Raw genomic sequence first — 14,997 nt, 5'->3', positions numbered from 1 at the left:
GGGGATCCAAGTACCTTCAGCTAGCTCAAAGACGAATTGTAGTTTCGCGGGCCACGATCGCCGGCAGGGCGGAGTACGTCGATTAACAGACCGCGTACATAATGTAGATCCGATCGTCCGGAGCGATGTGGACGTCGATTCCCTCGGCGTCGTACCCGCTCCGGACGTCGTCGCCGAACCGTGAGGTCAGGAGTTCGTCCCCGAGGTCGGCCGCGAGTTCGCCCTCGTCGTCGTACTCCTCGATCGAGACGCCGTCGACGATCAGCGGGGCGATGGCGGGCGTCGACTCGCCGCACTCGGGATCGAACTCGTTCAGTCGCGGCGTATCCCCGGGATCGTCGTCGCCGTACTCGGCGATGACGAGCTGGCGGTTCCGATACTCGGCGTAGGCCGCGAGTCCGTCGTCGTACGATCGCGCCGTGTCCCCTGCCGCGTCCCGTTCGTCCGCGAGGTGCTCGTGGATCTCTCGGTCGGTTGTCTCCAGGTCCAGGCCCGCGGCCTCGACTCCTTCGCCAGGTGCGTCGGGCGGCGACGGGGTGCCGATCCCCGGGAGCACCGTCGGGGGAACGATTCCGGTAGCGAACAGGAGAACGACGAGTCCGACGACGACGAACAGCGGCGCGTACGGCTTCGCCACCTCGAGCCAGCCCGGGGTCGCGAGGTCCCGATCGACGTCGTCGTAGGTCTGCTCGGTCTTCTCGAGGTCCGGGTTCCCACACCGCGAACACGGCGGGTTGTTCCTGACGTGTTCCCGGCCGCAGTTGGGACAGGCCCAGACGTAGGTCGTCCCGGTATCGACCGTCCGACCCGCCGCCGCGTCGGCTCCGGACTCGTCTTCGCCCTCGCGAACGACCGCTTTCTCGAAGGCGTTGTGACCGCAGGCGTCACAGGGTGGATCGTTCTCCGCGTGTGGTTTGCCACACCACGTGCACCGCCACTTCACTGGTAGAACAGCACGACCGTGACGTGATAAGCGTACTGGATACCCGACCGCACTCTCGAGACGGGTTTTTCGTGCTCGACACCGTCGAATCCGTATGACGCCCGCGGAACGAGCGTTCCTCGAACGGGCTCGCGTCGCCGCACTCGCCACCGTCGACGCGGACGGCCGGCCCCACGTCGTCCCGATTTGCTACGCGCTGCTCGACGCCGACGACGCCCGACTCGTCACCGCGATCGACGAGAAGCCCAAATCGACCCGCGATCTCCAGCGGGTTCGGAACGTCCGGACCGAACCGCGGGTGACGGTGCTGGCCGATCGATACCGCGAGGACTGGTCGCGGCTCGCGTGGGTCCAGGTCCGCGGGAAGGCCCGCGTGCTGTCGCCCGGGGCGGACTCTCACGCGGCCGCAGTCACCGCTCTCGAGGCGAAGTACGAGCAGTACGCGGATCACGACCTCGCGGACCGACCGATCATCGCGATTGTGGTCGCAGAAACCCGATCGTGGGGTGCACTCGAGGAGTAACGTCGCTCGCTCGCGGTCAGAGACGAACTGGAACGTCGCGCTCGTCGAGGTACTCCGTTCCCACCTTTTTCCGTTCGGGTGCGGCGAGCGCACCCTCACGCAAAAATCTGGACCAAAAAGCCGCTCACTCGCGTCGCTCGCTCGCGGTCAGAGACGAACTGGAACGACGCGCTCGTCGAGATACCCCGTTCCCACCTTTTTCCGTTCGGGTGCGGCGAGCGCACCCTCACGCAAAAATCTGGACCAAAAAGCCGCTCACTCGCGTCACTCGCTCGCGGTCAGAGACGAACTGGAACGTCGCGCTCGTCGAGATACTCCTTCGTCTCCGCGATCGAGTACTCGCCGAAGTGGAAGATCGAGGCGGCGAGACCGGCGTCGGCGCCGGCCTCGGTGAACACGTCGTACATGTCCTCGGGACCGCCACAGCCCGAGGAGGCGATCACCGGCGTGTCGACGGCGTCACAGACCGCCGTCGTCAGCGGGAGGTCGTAGCCGTCCTTCGTGCCGTCCTTGTCGATCGAGTTGACGAACAGTTCGCCGGCACCGCGGGATTCGGCCTCCTGGGCCCACTCGATGACGTCGATGCCGGTTCCCTCGCGGCCGCCCTTCTTGGTACACTCGAACCAGCAGGATTCGCCGTCGATCTCGACGTAGTGTTCGCCTCCCTCGTCGAAGCGACGTTTGGCGTCGACGCTGATGACGATGCACTGGCTCCCGAACGCGCGGGCCCCCTCGGTGATCAGTTCGGGGCGTTCGAGCGCCCCGGTCGTGATCGAGACCTTGTCAGCGCCGGCCCGGAGCGTCTCCTTGATGTCGTCGGTCGTTCGGATGCCACCGCCGACCGTGAGCGGGATGAAGACCTCGTCGGCGACGCGCTTGACGACGTCGAGCATGGTCTCGCGGCCCTCCGCGGAGGCGGTGATGTCGAGGAAGACGAACTCGTCGGCCCCCGATTCGTTGTATTCTTTGGCCATCTCGACCGGATCGCCGGTGTACTCGAGGTCCTCGAAGTGAACGCCGGTGTAGACCGCCGGGTTCCCGTCCTCGTCCAGGTCGACGTCGATACACGGGATGATTCGCTTTGTCAGTACCATTTACTACCCGGCCCTTCGCACCGGGGGTAGTAAAGGAGTCTGGATCGGTCTATCTCGCGGCGTCGGCGGGACGGGCCGATCGATTCTGGCGGTGGCGATCGAATCCTGTGGTCGTCATACGGTCCGCTGTAGTCAGTTCCGGCACAACGGCGAACTCGCCTGCGGTTGTGCCGGGAAACCGGTACAGCAGACCGTATCAGGGTTCGGGGTCGAGCAGTCGCCCCCGGAACGCGTCGACCGCCTCGGGGAGGACCTCGAACCGGGCCCGCAGGCAGACGTACTCGCCGAACTCGCCCGCCAGCGAGACGACGACGCCGGGATCGCCGTCGGCTTTGCGGCGTATCTTGTCGTCGGTCCAGGAAAGCGTCCGGATCGTCTCCGTGAGCCGATCGGTTCCGAGTGACGGTCGCGTCAGTTCCTCGGCGGCCGATTCCGCCGCCGAAATCGCGGCCGTGCGCTCCGAACCGATGGGATCGATCGAGTCGGGTCTGGCGAGTTCCCCCGCTTCGAACCGGTCGCGGACGCGTTCGAACGCCCGGTACTCCTGTTCGAACCGGAGCGCGTCCCGGAGTCCATTCGCCAGGTTCCGCCCGGTCGAATCGATTCCGTCGGCGTCACGGAGTCCGTCCCGTGCGTCGTACACCGGCCTGACTGCCTCCCAGAGGACGGTCTGGTCGAAGCCGGTGTCGACCTCGCCGTCGACGAGGGTCGAGAGCCAGTCGTCGCCGTCCTGGTCGGGGAGGTCGACCGCCCCGGCGCGATCGGCCGACGTCTCGAGGGCGTCGGCAAAGACCGGTTCGAGGTCGACCCGATCGCCGGTATCGGCCGCGTACCGGTCGGTACAGTGGTCCCAGATGGCCGTCGTCGCCGTCGCGAACTCGAGGTCGCCGGCGGCCCCACCGAGGTCGATGACGGTGGCGGTGTCGTCGACGCTCCATCGCCCGACTCGGTGACTCGCTCGCTGAAGATCACGCTCGAGTTCGGCGAAGAACAGCGCCGCACGCAGCCGTCCGTCGTCGCCGTCCTCGCCGCGGTAGGCGATGCCGTCGCACCGGTCGTCGACGGCCGATTCGACGGCGGTGCGCTCGTCCGAAAGTTCCGCGAGAAGCGCCTCGGTCTCGGCCTCGATCGCCGCGAGCGTCGTCGCCGACGCCCGGGCAGACTTGCGAGCGCGTCCGAGCGTCCGCAGGGCGTGGTATCGATCGGCCCCGGACGCGTCGGCCGCCTCGTCGCGGTACTCGATCGCGCTGTCCCGACGATCGGCGATCGATTCCCTGACGACGCCGTTCGGCACGTCGTCTGCGGGTATGGCGTCCGGCACGTCAGACAGGAGATCGTCGACGCGCGTGCGTTGCGCGTCGAGCGCCTTCGCCGCTGGTTCGACCGGCACCGGTCGAACCACGTCCGGAACGGCCGGTTCAGAGTCGGCCAGGATCTCCTCGGCGTCCGATCGAGAGAACCCCGTCGACGCCCCCTCGTCCTCCCAGGGGAGGTCGGCACATCCGGCGACGGCAATCCCGGACGCCGTCGCGAGCCCCGCGAGGAACCGGCGGCGGGATCCGTGTTGGGCGGCGGTCATCCGTCCGCCTCCTCGTCGGTTCGATTCGCGTCGTGGCCGGTCTCTCCGTCGGAGTCGTCGGTCCCTCCGCTGGTGTCGTCGGTCTCGAACACCGAATCCGGACACGACGCGCTCTCGCCGCTCGCACGACTCGAGGGGCTGTCGTCGTAGGCCTGCTGGACGCGGACGAAGATCGCTTCCATGACCGTCAGGTCGGCCTCGCACGGCGTCGTCGGCGATTTCAGCGACCGACAGTACTGCGTCCGGAACTCGTCGGGGCGGGCCTGGACGCTCAGCAGGTGCCGGCGGTAACAGTCGTCGATCGGCCGTTGCTCGATCACGACCGATTCGGTCTCGAAGTCGGTCGCCTCGAGGAACGACCGCGCGGCGTCCGCGTCGTCGCTGTCGATCCGGACGTCGGCGGCCTCGTCGTCGGTCACGACGAAGGCGACGTCGTACCTGCTCGACCGCGATCGATCGTCGTCCCGTTCGTTCGGCGAGTCCTCGCCCGTGACGACGAAATACTCGTCGTCGTCCGATCGAAGCGTCAGGGCGTCGTACTCGTCCGACGGCATCGCCGTCCCACCGTCGGCGGCGGTGTGTTCGGCGGTGGTCTCCGACTCGCCGAGGCCGGCACAGCCGGCGAGGACGGCCGAGAGGCAGCCACCGGCGGCTAACAGCCGTCTGCGGGGGAAGTCAGTGGAGGGCATTCGAGGACTAATTTTCAATCCACCAATAAATACTCTCTGGACGAACGATCGGGGACGGACGGAGTCGCGAACCGGAGCGGAGGGCGGTCTCGCCCGTCGTGGGCGGTCGACCCTGTCGACTCCGGTCAGGCCACCGAGTCGCTGTAGATGTCTTTAAGGGGCTGAGTCGAAAACCCTGAGACATGGCAGACGACACTGCACCTGCGGACGACTCGGGCGCCGACGTCGGTCACGATCTGGCGGCGGATCGAACGACTGCACCGATGAGCGAGTACACCGGTCGCGACGTCGCTGTCGGCCTCGTCGTGATGCTCCTCGGCGTCGTCGTCGCGTTCGGGATTCCGCTCCTCGCGTTTCCCCTGTAGGCGGTTAGAAGACGTACTCGTCGTCGTGGCCCATCATCCCGTCGTCTTCGAGACCGGTACCCGTTCCCGTTCCTTCCTCTTCGTCCATCGGTCCACTGGTCTTGTAGGCTTTGATCCCCGTCGAGAGGAGATCCTCGATCGCCTCCTCGCGGTTGACGAACTCACCGCGCTCGACCATCTGCGCGATCTGCATCTCGAGGTGCTCCGGAATGGTGATCTCTACTTTCGGCATCTGATTCGGCTTTCGGCGAGGGGGTATTTAGCTCTGACGGGGATTCTGCACCGATGTAGGAGAGAAATTTTCCGGTTCGGGAGCCTCGATTCCCGGTTCGACAACCGACCGGGTTCGGGCTCTTCGATCGGCCGGGGTTCGAACGTCGCGACGTCGACTCGGATCGTTGGGAGCGCTACTTGTTGCCCATCATCGAGTCCAGCGCGTTCCGTAGCGTCGTGCCGGGCTGGGTGATCGAGTTGAGCTGCTGGCGCATCTTGCGCTGGTTGAAGTAACTCGCGAACGCGAGGATGGTCGGCGGCCAGAGGCCGACGAAGAGTCCGCGTTCTCGGTCACCGCGCAGGAAGAAGTAATACCACGCGAGGCCGACGGACGCCGCCGATGCGAGCGCTGCTGGCCCCATGGCCTGTTCTCCGACTGCTTCCGGTGCCTCTCCGGAGACGTCTCGTTCTGTCATCTGTTGTTTCGTAGCCATACGGGAGATACGGAGGACGAGATGCTACTAAGGGATGACGAGGGTTTCGAGAGAAACCCCCGAGTTGTCACCCCGGCCGAACTGTTACAGCTCGTTTCGTCCCCGTTCCCGGTGTGGAAATCTCGCGTTTCCACCCCAGCGCATCTCGAAACCTATGTTAGCACACCACAATATCCGCTTTCGTGAGAGCGGTGCTCGATCCGCCGTCCCGATCGAGCGTCGGGACAGGGGCGATCGAAACCACCAGCAGGCGAGCCAGCGTTTCGGGAAACGCCAGCGTTACGTTTCCGAGGCCGGTAGCGGACTTCATGAAAGACGTCACGGACCTCTACCGGGAGTTCGGCGAGGAACGGCTCCCGCCGGGCCAGCGCGAGACCAGCGAGTTTCCCGTCCTCTCGAAGAGCGGGACGCCGGACTGGGATCCCGACACGTGGGAGTTCACCGTTACCGGTGCCGTCGAGACGGAACTGGCGTTCTCCTGGGAGGAGTTTCGGGACCTGCCGAGCGAGACCCACCGCCAGGACTTTCACTGCGTGACCGGCTGGAGCAAGTTCGACTGCGAGTTCACGGGCGTTCCCTTCCCGGAACTCGCGGAGCGGGCCGGCGTTGTCGACGACGTCGACGAGCGACGATCGTCGGGCAACCGGACGGAGTCCGGTCAGGCCGTCCACGTCATGTTCTCCGGACTGGACGGCTACACTACCGATCTCCCGCTCGAGGACTGTCTCCGCGAGGAGGTCCTCCTCGCGTGGGGCTACGACGGCGAGTCCCTGCCCGCGGACCACGGCGGGCCGCTCCGGGTCGTGACACCACACCGGTACGCCTACAAGGGTGCGAAGTGGGTCGACGGGATCGAGTTCCTCACGGAACCCGATCGCGGCTACTGGGAGAAACGCGGCTACTCCCAGACGGCGGATCCGTGGCGGGAGGAGCGATACAGTTAGCGGGCGAATAGTTAGGCTGAAGGCGCGGCAGTCCCGAACTGCGTTCGATGGACCGAGCGTCGGGCGAGAGACGGCTGGCAGGTGATCCGGGACCAGCGACCCGTCTCGCGAAGGAGGTCGACCTGGTGAGCCGCAGTCGAGAACTCGAAGACGTCTCCTTCGGTGCGATCGCCGATCCAGCCGACGGAGCACGCATTCAGTGGGCGACTCCCGACGGCCTCGAGGTCGTCGGCCGCGGCGTCGCGGCCCGTTTCACGGCCAGCGGCGCGGATCGCATCGATCGCGTTCGAGAACAGGCGGCACGGACCTTCGCCGCGCTCGATCACGAGGGGCCGTCGGTCGCCCGGCCGCGGGCGTTCGGCGGCGTGTCGTTCCACGACGGCCACGACGAGTCGCCGCCCTGGACGGGATTCGGGGCCGCGTCGTTCGTCGTGCCCCGGATGCTCGTCACCCGCAGCGACGAGGCGACGTGGCTGACGACGGTCACTCCCGACGACGCGACCGCCACCGATCGAATCGAGCACTGGACGGAGCGACTCGCGGACCTGCCGCCGATGCGGCCGAGCGGAACGGCTCCAGGGGTCGCCGCGAGCCGGCGGACCACCTCCCAGGCGGCCTGGACCGACCAGGTCGAGACCGCTCTCGATCGGATCGCGGACGGTCGGCTGACGAAAGTCGTGCTCGCACAGGCCCTCGAGGTCGACCTCGAGGGCCCGATCGACGTGCCGGCGACGCTCGAACGGCTGCGCCGCCAGTACCCCAACTGTTACCGGTTCCTCGTGAGCAACGCGGACGGCGGCACGTTCTTCGGCGCGCCGCCGGAGCGGCTGGTCTCGAAGCGCGGCTCGCGAGTCGAAACGGAAGCCCTCGCGGGGTCGGTCCCCCGGGGCGAGACGCCAGAAGAGGACGAGGAGTACGTCGACCGGATGCTCGACAGCGAGAAGTTCCGGCGCGAACACGGACTCGTCGTCGACTCGATCCGGGACCAGCTCGACCCGCTCGCGCGCGACCTGACCGTCGAGGATCGGACGATTCGCCGGCTGGCGACGATTCAGCACCTGCAGACGCCGATCGCGGCAACGCTCGCGGACGACCGCCACGTCCTCGACCTCGTCGAGGCGTTGCATCCGACGCCGGCCGTCGGGGGTGTCCCCCCGGCGGCGGCCCTCGAAACGATCCGCGAGACGGAGTCGTTCGACCGGGGCTGGTACGCCGCGCCGATCGGCTGGTTCGACGGCGACGGCGACGGCGAGTTCGCCGTCGGAATCCGCTCCGGCCTCGCGACGGACGAGACGGTCACCCTGTTCGCCGGCAACGGGATCGTCGCGGACAGCGATCCCGCCGAGGAGTGGGAGGAAGTACAGCTGAAGTTCCGGCCGATCCTCGACGAACTCCGATAAGCGATGACTGCACCAAACCGTGCGACGCTGTGGGGCCGCGTTCTCGTGGACGAACTCGCGAAGGGCGGCCTCGAGGCGGTCTGTATCGCGCCCGGGAGCCGATCGACGCCGCTGACCGTCGCGTTCGCCGAACACCCCGACGTCGCGGTCTACTCGCACCTGGACGAACGCTCCGCCTCGTACTTTGCACTCGGGCGGGCACGACGGACCGGCGAGCCGACGGCACTGGTCTGTACCTCCGGGACGGCCGCGGCGAACTTCCACCCCGCGGTGATCGAGGCGAACCAGGCCCGCGTCCCGCTGCTCGTGCTGACCGCCGATCGACCGCCGGAACTGCGTGACAGCGGCGCAAATCAGACGATCGAACAGCGAGGCCTCTACGGCGACGCGCTTCGGTGCGAGGCCGACCTCCCGGAACCCGAGGCGGACGAACGAAAAGTCAGGAGCCTCCGGACGACCGCCGCTCGCGCCCTCGCCGAGACGACCGGCAACCCGCCCGGCCCGGTCCACCTCAACTGTCCGTTCCGGAAGCCGCTCGAACCGATCGCGGTGCCGGACGACGTTCCCGACGCGTTCGCCGATACGCTGGCCGGCCGGGGTCGCGAGGGCGCATTCGTCGACACTAACAGCGGTCGCCCGCGACTCGACGACGACGAACTCGACCCGGTACTCGACGCGCTCACGGGTGCCGATCGACCGCTGATCGTCGCCGGACCGGCGGATCCGGCGGACCTGGGCGACCTCGATTCCGGAGCCGTGACCGAACTCGCCTCGCGACTCGGTGCCCCCGTGCTGGCCGATCCGCTCTCGGGGCTCCGGTTCGGCCCGCACGTCGACGACGGGCCGATCGTCGGGGGCTACGACGGCTACATCGACGCGATGGCGTCACCGGACGTCGTCCTCCGGGTCGGCGCGTCGCCGACGTCGAAGCCGCTTCGACGCGCGCTGGCCGATTCGAACGCGACCCAGTTCCTGATCGATCCCGCGGGCGAGTGGCGCGAAGCGACCTTCACGGCGACCGACCTGCTCGCCGCCACGCCCGGGTCGGTCGTCGAGACCCTGCTCGATCGGCTCGAGCGCGACGACGTGGTGACCGACGCACAGCCGAGATTGACGACCGACGGGGACTGGCTCGACGGGTTCAGACGGGCGGAGAACCGACACTGGGAGCGTCGCGACGACGCGCTCGAGACGGACGCCCTCCGGGCCGATCCCTTCGAGGGCGCGGTCCTCGCGTCGGTGTTCGAGGACGCGCCGGACCCCGCGACGATTTTCGTCTCCAACAGCATGCCGATCCGGGATGCCGACCGGTTCGGACGGCCGCGAACGGCCGACCTGACGGTCCTCGCGAACCGCGGCGCGAGCGGCATCGACGGGATCACGAGCACCGCGCTGGGTGCCGGTAGCACCGTCGACGACCCGCTCGTGCTCGTGACCGGGGACCTTGCCTTCTATCACGATTCGAACGGCCTGCTCGCGATCGATCGATGCGGCGTCGACGCGACGATCGTCCTGCTGGACAACGACGGCGGCGGTATCTTTCACAAACTCCCGATCGAGGACTTCGAACCGCCGTTCACCGACCAGTTCAAGACGCCGCACGGCCTCGCGTTCGACGCGCTCGGGGACCTCTACGACGTCGCGTTCGAACGCGTCGACCCCGCCGACTTCGACGCCGCCTATCGGCGATCGCTCGCCGCCGACGGCACGCAGGTGCTCGCGGTGGAGTTCGACGCCGAAGCGAGTCACCGCCGCCGCGAAGCCATCCGAGGGTCAGTTCTCGAGGCAGTAGCGGCCGACCGAACCGGGGAGTCAGGGTCGTAAGGCCCACCGGACGGCCACGGCGTAGGCGAACGGAATCCAGCAACAGGCGATCGCCAGCAGCCCGAACGGCGAGACCGGATCGATCGGACCGGCGAACAGCCCGATCGGGAGAAGCACGCTCCAGCCACCGAAGGCGACGGTCGCGACCCGGGGAAACGTGAGCACGTAGCCGACAAGGAGCAGCGTACAGGTAGCGACGACAAGGTTCGTCAGAAGCGAAAACACCGGTGTGAGGCTCGCGTAGACGAATAACGGGTACAGGACCGTCACGGCCCCGAGACCGACGATCGTCGGCTGATCGAGGCTGTGCCCGTCCGGATTCAGGTCGACCTCGTCGGTCCAGTCGTGGACGGCGTAGCTGAACTCGGCGTCGTCGTGTGTCGATCGATCGGCGGCCATCGCCGTTTTCGTCCCGGATCCCGTCGCCGCTGTCACCGTTCCCGTTTCCGTCTTCGCCTCCGCCGTCGTCGTCGATCCCGTTCCACCAGCGTGACTCGCCGTCCGCTCGCGATCGTCGTCGAACGGCCATTCGCCGGCCGATCGCCGGTTCGACGTTCGTCGCTGTCGCCGGGCCCGCTGTCCGGCGTGGTGACTGGGGCCGTCGGATCTATCGGTCCCGTGGTCGGCCCGGCCGGTGGAATCGCTCCAGGCTCCGCGCTCTCGCGTGCGCTGTCGCCGGTTCGTCGTTCGCGAGGTGGCTCGCTCGGTGCCGGTGGTCGACGACGATCCGGCCCGATCGTCGTGGTCCTCGACGGTCGAGTCGTCGGCGTCACCCTGGGCGAGCCGGACGTACGACTCGTGGCCGAGTCGATCGTAGCGCGCGCGTTCCGTCGCGTCGGTGAGCACCGACTCGGCCGTCGAGACGCGCCTGAACTGGTCGGCGGCGTCGGAGGCGTCGTTGTGATCCGGGTGGGTCTCGAGGACGCGATCGCGGTAGGCCGACCGGATCTCGTCCTGCGTCGCCTCCCGGTCGACCCCGAGGACGTCGTAGTACGTCTCGCCCATCGATCGGTTCAAGGTTGGTACTCGGAGGAAAAAATACCTCGGATGGAGTGACATTCAGCCGACGTGATCGGCGCGCTGACTCCGCGACGAGGCTCCGGCGGTCGATCGAGAGTCGGAATTCCGACCCGGTACCGAAATGGACCTCGGTAACTGGTCTCCGTCTCATTGACCTGCCTCCGACAAATAAACTAAATAGTGCTATATTAAATACGGCGTTCTCCCGATCGGTCCGTCGACCGGAATCGGACGACTCGGACCCCGACACTGGGCGCGGGCCAGAGACTGTGTACCTTCACCGGTGAGGTCAGCATGTGCGTATCCGCGACGCGAGACCGACCGACGCCGAGACCGACCGACGCCGAGACCATCAGGGAGGTTCACGCCGACTCCATCACGGGACTCGGCACGCAAACGTACGTCGACTGCAGCGGACGAAGACGAGTCGGCATCTCATACGGTTTACTGTAAGTCATTTCCGGCGCAACCGCCGCCCGGATCGCGGTTGCGCCGGTACATCGGTACAGCAATCCGTATCAGTGGTCGTGGTCAGCGTCCGTGATGCGGGGGCCTCTGTGTGCGAACTTCGCCGGCTCCTCGTCGAACGATCGCTTGCAGGTGTTCGAACAGAAGTAGTACGTTTCGCCGTCGAAAGACGCACTCGGCCCGTCGTCGCCGGTTCGCATCCCACAGACGGGGTCCCGGTACTGGCCTGGGGCACCGAGCCCCCGTCGATACACGTACAGCAGGAACCCGGAGAGGGCGAACGCGACGAGATTGAGGTAGAACGTGTAGTCGAGTTCGAAGTACGTCTGTTCGGTCGCGAACTCACCGCCCGCCAGGTTCGGGACGATCCCGAGGGCGTCGAAAAGCAGTTCCATGACGAACCCGGTGAACGCCATCGTGACGAAGAAGACGCCGAGGATGTACAGCATGATCGTCCAGCCGTAGTACTTCCGATAGACGTTCAATACGGGGATCGTGATGAGATCCGCGTAGACGAACGCGATGACGCCGGCGAAGCTGATACCGCCGCTCCAGAGTGCGACGGCGAAGGGGATGTTCCCTATACTCCCGACGAAGCTGATGACGGCGATCGCGACGCCCATGACCGCGTTTTCGGCGGTCACCAGCAGACCATCGCCCTGGAGGAAGAGCGTGTTCCAGACCCACTGTGGGACGAACACGATGACGAACCCCGAGACGAGAAACCCCGCGACGACGTCCGTCCAGATCATCGACCACTCCTTGCGATACTGGTTGCCGAGTTTGTACCAGCCGCCCCACGAACGAAGTTCGTCTCGCCAGCCTCCCCGACCCGCTGCCGCTTGCCGGTAGGTTTCCAGGCACCCCTCGGAACAGAATTTCAGGGTCTCTCCCCCGTCGGTCACGATCGAGTACTCGTCTGTCCCTTCCATCCCACAGGTCGGGTCTTCCGTGACGCCGTGGTCGTGGTCGCGTCGGTTGAGCTCCGCGCGAACCTCGTTGAACAGCGTCTCCGGGAGAGTGTGATGAACGAGTAGCGCCATGACTGCGATGAGAACGAGTCCGCCGAGAAGTTCCGCGAGGAGGAACTCCCAGCCGAGGAGGAGCAGGATCATCAACCCGAGTTCGACGATGAGATTCGTCGAGGCGAACATGAAGGCGAGGAAGTTCACCGCGTGCGCCCCTTTCTTGAACAGTCCCTTGCCGATAGCCACGGCACCGAAACTACAGCCACTGCTCGCCGCCCCGAACACCGTCGCCCTCGCGAGTCCGCCGAGGTCGCCGTCGCCGAGGACCCGGGCCATCCGCTCCTTGGAGACGTACACCTGTACGAGACTCGTGATCGTGAGCCCCATGATGATCGCCCAGGCTGCCGTCCAGAGGAAGCCGACGCCGATGCGGAGCGATTCGAACACCCCGCCCAGCAGGGTCGCTTGCATGGTCGTCTCTTCGACCGACTCGGCTAATGCACTTCCCATTAATAATACTCGGTTGTACCGCGTCTCTTCTTCAGAAACCAAGGTCTAGCACTGGTCGGCGTCCGAATAGGGATTCGTTCGATCGACCGGCGGCGGTTACCGCGATCGCTCCGTCCGACGCCGACGGCACCCGTTTCCGGAGACCCGATCGCGTTTTTCGAGTGGAATCCCGGAGTCGGTCTGCCCGTCGATCGGTTCCGGGCCGGCACGGCGGTGACCACGCGGCCCGACGGGGTTTTGATACAGTGTCTCGTCACCCTCCTGGAGTACAATATCGAAAGAATACTCGAGAGAATACTGTAGGAACGAAAGGACAACCGCAATGAACGATCACCCCGTAGTTTCCGATAGCGGGAACTCACGGAGGAACGAGTATGTCCGACACCACATCCACTACACGACCTGTCGTGATCGTCCTCGCACTCATCGCCGCGCTCGTCGTCCTCCCGGGCCTCTTCATGGGGATCGGGATGATGGGGTTCGGTCCGATGATGGGCGGCTGGAGCCACATGTGGGGCGATGGATCGGTGCCCGGCTGGATGCCGTTCGTCGGCGTCCTGATGCAGTTGCTGTTCCTCGCCGCGCTCGTCGGCCTCGGCTACCTGCTCGTCCGCGCGATCGCTGGAACCGACGAGCGGTCCGATCGGGCACTCGAAGAACTGCGCCTCGCGTACGCCCGTGGCGAGCTAAGCGACGAGGAGTACGAACAACGACGCGACGCGCTCGAACGGACCGACTGAACGAGACGCTCGATCGAGGCGACCGGACTCGTCATCCGACGTGAGCGACCGGCGCCACCGCAGTCCTCGCGTTCGGAATCCCGTCACTCCCGATCGGCCTCCCGGCGGCTTTCGAGGGGTAGGAGCCGGCAACGGACGTGCCGGACCGATCGACGCGTCGATCGGCGATCGCATTACGCCCGGCACACGGCGAGCATGTGCGGCGAGAGATCGGCGATCGATCGATCCGTCCGGAGCAGGTCGTTCGCCTCGCGGATCGCGTCGCGATCGTCCTCGCTCAAGTCGTCGAAGTGTGATCGGCGGGTCGCGGCGACGCCCTCGAGTGCCGCGATCGTCTCGACGGTGAGTCCAGCCGCCGAGAGCAGGTCCTCGAGTTCGGCCCGCCGGAAGAAGTGACAGTCGAAGAGCGCTGGCTCCATCCCGTGACGGCGGGCGAGTTCCGCCGTGTGATCCTGCTCGCGGACGAGTGCGGGTACCAGCGACGGATCGAGGGCTTCCTCGCCCCTGCCGGCGTACTGGACGGTGATCAGCACGATCCCGAGCAGGCCCATCACCGAGACGAAGACGGGACCGTCGGGGGCCGTCACGCGGTCCAGTTCACGGGCGGCCTGCCGTCGATCGGCCGCGTCGAGGACGTGTGAGAGCGGGCCGCCGAGACAGCACGTCGCGTCGAAGGCGGCGGCGTCGAACGCGAGATCGCGGACGTCGCCGTCGACGATCGCGACGGCGTCCGCCACGTCGTGTTCGCGGACCTTCTCGCGGGCGATTGCCCGCTGGGTCTCGCTCGGTTCCGCGAGCGTCACTGCGTACCCTTGCCGTGCGAGCCAGATGCTGTACCGGCCGGCTCCGCCCCCGACGTCGAGGACGTGCGGCGCGTCGGATTCGGTCGCGGGCGGGAGCTGCGTCTCGAGGTGCTCGATCGTTCCCTCCCACTCGAGTCGATGGAAGAAGTCCCGATCGAGTCGCTCCCACTCGCGGTCGCCGTACTCGTCGTAGTACGATCCCGGCTTCGTTCGATTCGACTGGTCCATTCGTGTGGCGGTTTCCGCCGATAGTACATGACTGTTGTCACGACGGCCGACGTCACGAGGGCGGTATCGATGATGCGGACGCCTCGGCGGTCATCTCGACGCTGGAACCGAAGACGGCGTCACGGAAGCGAACGCTCCGGCGGGTCAGCGCGGACGCGAATCTATTTCAGGCGACGGCAACCAAACAGGAGC

Annotated in this window: 16 protein-coding genes; 6 read left to right on the top strand and 10 right to left on the bottom strand. The window is 66.5% G+C overall.

Going from position 1 to position 14,997, the window contains the following annotated elements; translation table 11 throughout:
• Positions 1-82 precede the first annotated feature (82 nt).
• Positions 83-943: a hypothetical protein gene (locus MUN73_RS19985; protein WP_250142279.1), complete on the bottom strand. Its 861-nt coding sequence runs from the start codon at positions 941-943 to the stop codon at positions 83-85.
• Positions 944-1,037: 94 nt separating this feature from the next.
• On the opposite strand from MUN73_RS19985, the gene MUN73_RS19980 reads away from it, so the two are divergent.
• Positions 1,038-1,466 (top strand): TIGR03668 family PPOX class F420-dependent oxidoreductase, encoded by a 429-nt coding sequence (locus tag MUN73_RS19980; protein ID WP_250142278.1) that lies wholly within the window; start codon positions 1,038-1,040, stop codon positions 1,464-1,466.
• Between the two features lie 278 nt (positions 1,467-1,744).
• Here MUN73_RS19980 and hisF read toward each other — a convergent pair whose 3' ends face one another.
• From hisF to MUN73_RS19965, 3 genes are all read right to left on the bottom strand, one after another.
• Positions 1,745-2,560: an imidazole glycerol phosphate synthase subunit HisF gene (gene hisF / locus MUN73_RS19975; protein ID WP_250142277.1), complete on the bottom strand. Its 816-nt coding sequence runs from the start codon at positions 2,558-2,560 to the stop codon at positions 1,745-1,747.
• Between the two features lie 196 nt (positions 2,561-2,756).
• Positions 2,757-4,139, bottom strand: coding sequence for a hypothetical protein (locus MUN73_RS19970; RefSeq protein WP_250142276.1), 1,383 nt, complete (start codon positions 4,137-4,139; stop codon positions 2,757-2,759).
• Positions 4,136-4,828, bottom strand: coding sequence for a hypothetical protein (locus tag MUN73_RS19965; protein WP_250142275.1), 693 nt, complete (start codon positions 4,826-4,828; stop codon positions 4,136-4,138). The genes MUN73_RS19970 and MUN73_RS19965 overlap by 4 nt, the downstream gene beginning before the upstream one ends.
• Positions 4,829-5,010: 182 nt before the next feature.
• Here MUN73_RS19965 and MUN73_RS19960 point away from each other — a divergent pair, with 182 nt between their 5' ends.
• Positions 5,011-5,193 carry a DUF7550 family protein gene (locus MUN73_RS19960; RefSeq protein ID WP_250142274.1) on the top strand — a complete coding sequence of 61 codons (183 nt, stop codon included), beginning with the start codon at positions 5,011-5,013 and terminating at the stop codon, positions 5,191-5,193.
• A 4-nt stretch (positions 5,194-5,197) separates the two neighbouring features.
• Here the strand turns inward: MUN73_RS19960 and MUN73_RS19955 are convergent, their stop codons facing one another.
• The 3 genes from MUN73_RS19955 to MUN73_RS19945 all read right to left on the bottom strand — a co-directional run bounded on the left by MUN73_RS19955 (position 5,198) and on the right by MUN73_RS19945 (position 6,210).
• Complete coding sequence (locus MUN73_RS19955) at positions 5,198-5,425, bottom strand: ribbon-helix-helix domain-containing protein (RefSeq protein ID WP_250142273.1); 228 nt, start codon at positions 5,423-5,425, stop codon at positions 5,198-5,200.
• A 175-nt stretch (positions 5,426-5,600) separates the two neighbouring features.
• Complete coding sequence (locus MUN73_RS19950; RefSeq protein WP_250142272.1) at positions 5,601-5,900, bottom strand: hypothetical protein; 300 nt, start codon at positions 5,898-5,900, stop codon at positions 5,601-5,603.
• Between the two features lie 157 nt (positions 5,901-6,057).
• Positions 6,058-6,210, bottom strand: a complete 153-nt coding sequence (locus MUN73_RS19945) for a hypothetical protein (protein ID WP_250142271.1) — start codon at positions 6,208-6,210, stop codon at positions 6,058-6,060.
• Between MUN73_RS19945 and MUN73_RS19940 the strand changes: the two genes are divergently transcribed.
• Genes MUN73_RS19940 through menD form a run of 3 tightly spaced genes read left to right on the top strand, consistent with a single transcriptional unit; the run spans position 6,209 to position 10,068 of the window.
• Positions 6,209-6,844, top strand: a complete 636-nt coding sequence (locus MUN73_RS19940; RefSeq protein WP_250142270.1) for a sulfite oxidase-like oxidoreductase — start codon at positions 6,209-6,211, stop codon at positions 6,842-6,844. The two genes, MUN73_RS19945 and MUN73_RS19940, sit on opposite strands and share 2 nt — an antisense overlap.
• Before the next feature lie 47 nt (positions 6,845-6,891).
• Positions 6,892-8,244 carry an isochorismate synthase gene (locus MUN73_RS19935; RefSeq protein WP_250142269.1) on the top strand — a complete coding sequence of 451 codons (1,353 nt, stop codon included), beginning with the start codon at positions 6,892-6,894 and terminating at the stop codon, positions 8,242-8,244.
• 3 nt (positions 8,245-8,247) lie between these two features.
• A complete protein-coding gene (menD, locus tag MUN73_RS19930) occupies positions 8,248-10,068 on the top strand; it encodes a 2-succinyl-5-enolpyruvyl-6-hydroxy-3-cyclohexene-1-carboxylic-acid synthase (protein ID WP_250142268.1) in 1,821 nt (606 codons plus the stop codon).
• On the opposite strand, the gene MUN73_RS19925 is transcribed toward menD, so the two are convergent.
• Together MUN73_RS19925 and MUN73_RS19920 are read right to left on the bottom strand one after the other, a co-directional pair.
• Entirely contained in the window at positions 10,057-11,073 is a 1,017-nt protein-coding gene (locus MUN73_RS19925; RefSeq protein WP_250142267.1) for a J domain-containing protein, read from the bottom strand. The genes menD and MUN73_RS19925 overlap by 12 nt on opposite strands.
• Positions 11,074-11,606: 533 nt before the next feature.
• Entirely contained in the window at positions 11,607-12,995 is a 1,389-nt protein-coding gene (locus MUN73_RS19920) for a permease (protein ID WP_250142366.1), read from the bottom strand.
• A gap of 413 nt (positions 12,996-13,408) precedes the next feature.
• On the opposite strand from MUN73_RS19920, the gene MUN73_RS19915 reads away from it, so the two are divergent.
• Complete coding sequence (locus tag MUN73_RS19915) at positions 13,409-13,774, top strand: SHOCT domain-containing protein (protein ID WP_250142266.1); 366 nt, start codon at positions 13,409-13,411, stop codon at positions 13,772-13,774.
• Between the two features lie 173 nt (positions 13,775-13,947).
• On the opposite strand, the gene MUN73_RS19910 is transcribed toward MUN73_RS19915, so the two are convergent.
• A complete protein-coding gene (locus MUN73_RS19910; RefSeq protein ID WP_250142265.1) occupies positions 13,948-14,805 on the bottom strand; it encodes a class I SAM-dependent methyltransferase in 858 nt (285 codons plus the stop codon).
• Between the last annotated feature and the right edge of the window lie 192 nt (positions 14,806-14,997).

The sequence above is a fragment of the Halosolutus amylolyticus genome (assembly GCF_023566055.1).
GTDB classification, from domain to species: Archaea; Halobacteriota; Halobacteria; order Halobacteriales; family Natrialbaceae; genus Halosolutus; species Halosolutus amylolyticus.
Note: the sequence above shows the minus strand (reverse complement) of the source record. Positions and strands in the feature narration are given on the sequence as shown.

Bases quoted from the DNA above. Each gene is read 5' to 3' on its own strand.
- MUN73_RS19980 (WP_250142278.1), top strand. From the start codon at position 1,038: ATGACGCCCGCGGAACGAGCGTTCCTCGAACGGGCTCGCGTCGCCGCA.
- hisF (WP_250142277.1), bottom strand. From the start codon at position 2,560: ATGGTACTGACAAAGCGAATCATCCCGTGTATCGACGTCGACCTGGAC.
- MUN73_RS19970 (WP_250142276.1), bottom strand. From the start codon at position 4,139: ATGACCGCCGCCCAACACGGATCCCGCCGCCGGTTCCTCGCGGGGCTC.
- MUN73_RS19965 (WP_250142275.1), bottom strand. From the start codon at position 4,828: ATGCCCTCCACTGACTTCCCCCGCAGACGGCTGTTAGCCGCCGGTGGC.
- MUN73_RS19960 (WP_250142274.1), top strand. From the start codon at position 5,011: ATGGCAGACGACACTGCACCTGCGGACGACTCGGGCGCCGACGTCGGT.
- MUN73_RS19955 (WP_250142273.1), bottom strand. From the start codon at position 5,425: ATGCCGAAAGTAGAGATCACCATTCCGGAGCACCTCGAGATGCAGATC.
- MUN73_RS19950 (WP_250142272.1), bottom strand. From the start codon at position 5,900: ATGGCTACGAAACAACAGATGACAGAACGAGACGTCTCCGGAGAGGCA.
- MUN73_RS19940 (WP_250142270.1), top strand. From the start codon at position 6,209: ATGAAAGACGTCACGGACCTCTACCGGGAGTTCGGCGAGGAACGGCTC.
- MUN73_RS19945 (WP_250142271.1), bottom strand. From the start codon at position 6,210: ATGAAGTCCGCTACCGGCCTCGGAAACGTAACGCTGGCGTTTCCCGAA.
- MUN73_RS19935 (WP_250142269.1), top strand. From the start codon at position 6,892: ATGGACCGAGCGTCGGGCGAGAGACGGCTGGCAGGTGATCCGGGACCA.
- menD (WP_250142268.1), top strand. From the start codon at position 8,248: ATGACTGCACCAAACCGTGCGACGCTGTGGGGCCGCGTTCTCGTGGAC.
- MUN73_RS19925 (WP_250142267.1), bottom strand. From the start codon at position 11,073: ATGGGCGAGACGTACTACGACGTCCTCGGGGTCGACCGGGAGGCGACG.
- MUN73_RS19920 (WP_250142366.1), bottom strand. From the start codon at position 12,995: ATGCAAGCGACCCTGCTGGGCGGGGTGTTCGAATCGCTCCGCATCGGC.
- MUN73_RS19915 (WP_250142266.1), top strand. From the start codon at position 13,409: ATGTCCGACACCACATCCACTACACGACCTGTCGTGATCGTCCTCGCA.
- MUN73_RS19910 (WP_250142265.1), bottom strand. From the start codon at position 14,805: ATGGACCAGTCGAATCGAACGAAGCCGGGATCGTACTACGACGAGTAC.